The following is a 2,911-nucleotide window of genomic DNA, read 5'->3' as shown; positions in this document are numbered from 1 at the left end:
GATTGCATAATGTACCACATTTCAGTTTTTCCAAATGAATTATGGCGCTCTTTGGATAATTGATCATTTGGGTGCACTTGTACCGATAAATCTTGTTTTGCATCAATAAATTTTATCAATAAAGGAAACTTATTTCCAAAATTAGCATAGTTGTTTTTTCCAACCAATTCCCCTTTAAATAATGTTAATAACTCTTTTAACGACTTTCCTTTTAAAGTTCCATTTTCAACAATAGAAATATCTCCTTCAACATCAGAAATCTCCCAACTTTCACCTATATTTTTTAAATTGGATTTCTTGTTTAATGCTTCAACTAGTTTATTTCCTCCCCAAATTTTATCTTTTAAAATGGGGTTAAATTTTATTGGATAATTCAACATTATTTTATGAGTTGTTTAAGGTTATTTAAAACAAAATCAATTTCATCAAAGGTATTAAATTTACTAAATGAAAACCGAACTGAAGTATTTTTCGCTTCTTTATCTGGTAAAATTGTATTTAAAACATGAGAACCTTTATTACTTCCACTTTGGCAGGCACTTCCACCAGAAACCGCTATACCCTTTAAATCTAAATTAAAAAGTAACATTGGGTATTCCTTAGGAAATTGAACATTTAAAATAATATAACTGCTCTCATTTTTACTTTCAGAAGTACCATTAAAACGTATGTTTTCAAAGTTATTTTTTAACTGTGTTATAAAATAACTTTTTAAGTTTTGTACTTCTACTTTTTCATTATCCAAATTTTCATAAGCCAATTGCAGTGCTTTTTCCATTCCTAAAATGCTATGCACATTTTCTGTTCCGGCTCTTGCTCCACGTTCCTGCTCACCTCCATGTAAAATTGGATATATTCCTATTCCTTTTTTAATATATGCAAAACCAACACCTTTTGGGCCGTGAAATTTATGTGCGCTTGCTACAAAAAAATCAATAGGTGTTTTTTTAATATCAAACTTAAAATGTCCAACAGCCTGAACAGCATCTGTATGAAAAAATGCATTATTCTTACTGCACATTTCTGAAACCTTTTGAACATTTAACACGTTTCCAATTTCATTATTCACAAACATTAAACTCACTAACTTCTTTTCATCAGATTGGCTTAATAATTTCTCTAAATGCTCATAACTTATGGTTCCATCAGCAGCTACATCAACCCAAAAAATTTTAATTTTAAACTCTTTTATAAGTTGTTCTATAGTATGTAAAACTGCGTGGTGTTCAATTTTTGAAGAAATAATTGTAGTTACTCCTAAATTTGTAACTGCATTCCTTAAAATTAAATTATCTGCTTCCGTTCCTCCAGCCGTAAAAACAATTTCTGAAGCTGTTACATTAAAATGTTTTGCAATGTTTTTTCGAGCAGTTTCTACCATTGACTTCGCTTTTCTACCAATTTGGTGAATAGATGAAGGATTTCCATAAATAGTTTTCATGGACTCTGTAACTATTTCTATTACTTCTGGCAATAGTTGTGTTGTGGCGGCGTTGTCTAAATATACTTGTTTCACTTCGCAAAAATAACTAAAATAAATGGTTTCAATTTGCGTATACTGGCTGAAATCAATTATTTTTGTGCTTTAAATTTTAAAAATGAAAAAAATTCTTACGCTTTTTTTAATCATCACTCTTTTTTCTTGTAACGATGGTGATTTAGATGTTCCTTCCTTTGATTTTGAAGATACCGTGAATTCGTGTGGCGAGTATGTTTTATATGTTGAAAATAGTAGTGGTACTGAAGTTTTGGCTATTACACTTACAAATGGAGAGTTAGGAACAACGGTTGGAGAAGAATCGTACGATACAAGCACCTCACTACTTGTTGTTTATAGAATATTTGACGACGAAATTTCAAGTAGTTACTTTTGCCAAGATATTCCACCTACAACTCCAGAAGTTATATCTAGTTTAGATGCAGAAAGTGCAACCATTAACATAGTTACTACTGAAATTATTGAAGATAGTGTTGTTACGGGTTATTCTTATGAAATTTCTATTTCTGATTTATTATTTATGGATGGTGATGACCGTATTTATTATGAAAGTTTAGATTTTGGAACGTTTGAAGTAGACCTTTAATTTTTAGGATTCTGATAAATATAAATCTCTGTTGCGCCTAAACCATATTTTTTATAGTCTGCAGCGTACGATGAAATATTATATTTTTTAAATAAAAACTCAAGTTCGCTTTTTAAAACGCCTTCACCCACACCGTGAATAAAAACAATTTTTGGAAGTTTGTTTTTTATAGCAAACTCAATTTTATGTTTAGCCGTATCAATCTGAAGGTTTAACATATCATAATTATCCATTCCTGCCGTAGATTTTGTTAGCTGATGAATGTGTAAATCTACTTCCATTGGACCTAAATCTTCAGGTTTTGTTGAAGTTTTAAATTTTGGTGCTTTTTTCTTTTTATCCTGGTAGTTTAATTTTTGAACCAAAGCCTCATTTGTTATATCAGAATATTTAGATAAATCCGATTGTTTTTCTTCAATAACAACCAATTCGTTAGGGGAAAATTCAAAAGAAAATCCTTCTGTGCTTTCAATAACAATTTTACCTTTTGAAATTGCTACTACTTTACCTTTAAAAATTTCATCAACTACAGCAACATTGTCACCAATTTTAAAAACTCTCTCCATTTTATATTAACATTGAATTAAAAACAAATTACTTAACTTTTTAGTAATTTTGAAGAAATATTCATTATTACTTTTAAAATTATTTTTACGCAAAAATATAAAGATGACGCAAATTGATTCCATAAATACAGAACATTTTTTTAAAACTGCTTTAGAAAATTTAAAAATTGATGAAAACAGAAAGCAATTATTAAAGTCTATTGCCAATTTTATAGCCTCACAATTAAGAGTTAACAAGCGAGTAAATCTTAATTTTATATG

The 2,911-nt window shown here is 29.2% G+C and carries 4 protein-coding genes; 1 reads left to right on the top strand and 3 read right to left on the bottom strand.

Going from position 1 to position 2,911, the window contains the following annotated elements; genetic code table 11:
* Together ABY298_RS15835 and ABY298_RS15830 are read right to left on the bottom strand one after the other, a co-directional pair.
* Positions 1–380: type I phosphomannose isomerase catalytic subunit (locus tag ABY298_RS15835; RefSeq protein ID WP_372747013.1), on the bottom strand; the 380-nt coding region annotated here is incomplete at its 3' end.
* Positions 380–1,516, bottom strand: a complete 1,137-nt coding sequence (locus tag ABY298_RS15830; RefSeq protein WP_372747012.1) for a cysteine desulfurase family protein — start codon at positions 1,514–1,516, stop codon at positions 380–382. The genes ABY298_RS15830 and ABY298_RS15835, both read right to left, overlap by 1 nt.
* A gap of 82 nt (positions 1,517–1,598) precedes the next feature.
* Here ABY298_RS15830 and ABY298_RS15825 point away from each other — a divergent pair, with 82 nt between their 5' ends.
* Positions 1,599–2,084 (top strand): hypothetical protein, encoded by a 486-nt coding sequence (locus ABY298_RS15825; protein ID WP_372747011.1) that lies wholly within the window; start codon positions 1,599–1,601, stop codon positions 2,082–2,084.
* Here ABY298_RS15825 and ABY298_RS15820 read toward each other — a convergent pair.
* The gene (locus tag ABY298_RS15820; protein ID WP_372747010.1) at positions 2,081–2,650 is read right to left on the bottom strand and encodes a DNA mismatch repair protein MutS; all 570 of its coding nucleotides are present in this window, start codon (positions 2,648–2,650) and stop codon (positions 2,081–2,083) included. The genes ABY298_RS15825 and ABY298_RS15820 overlap by 4 nt on opposite strands.
* Positions 2,651–2,911 lie beyond the last annotated feature (261 nt).

It is taken from the genome of Lutibacter sp., from assembly GCF_041596795.1.
Classification (GTDB): Bacteria; Bacteroidota; Bacteroidia; order Flavobacteriales; family Flavobacteriaceae; genus Lutibacter.
This window is presented reverse-complemented; position numbering and strand designations above follow the sequence as displayed.

Bases quoted from the DNA above. Each gene is read 5' to 3' on its own strand.
- ABY298_RS15825 (WP_372747011.1), top strand. From the start codon at position 1,599: ATGAAAAAAATTCTTACGCTTTTTTTAATCATCACTCTTTTTTCTTGT.
- ABY298_RS15820 (WP_372747010.1), bottom strand. From the start codon at position 2,650: ATGGAGAGAGTTTTTAAAATTGGTGACAATGTTGCTGTAGTTGATGAA.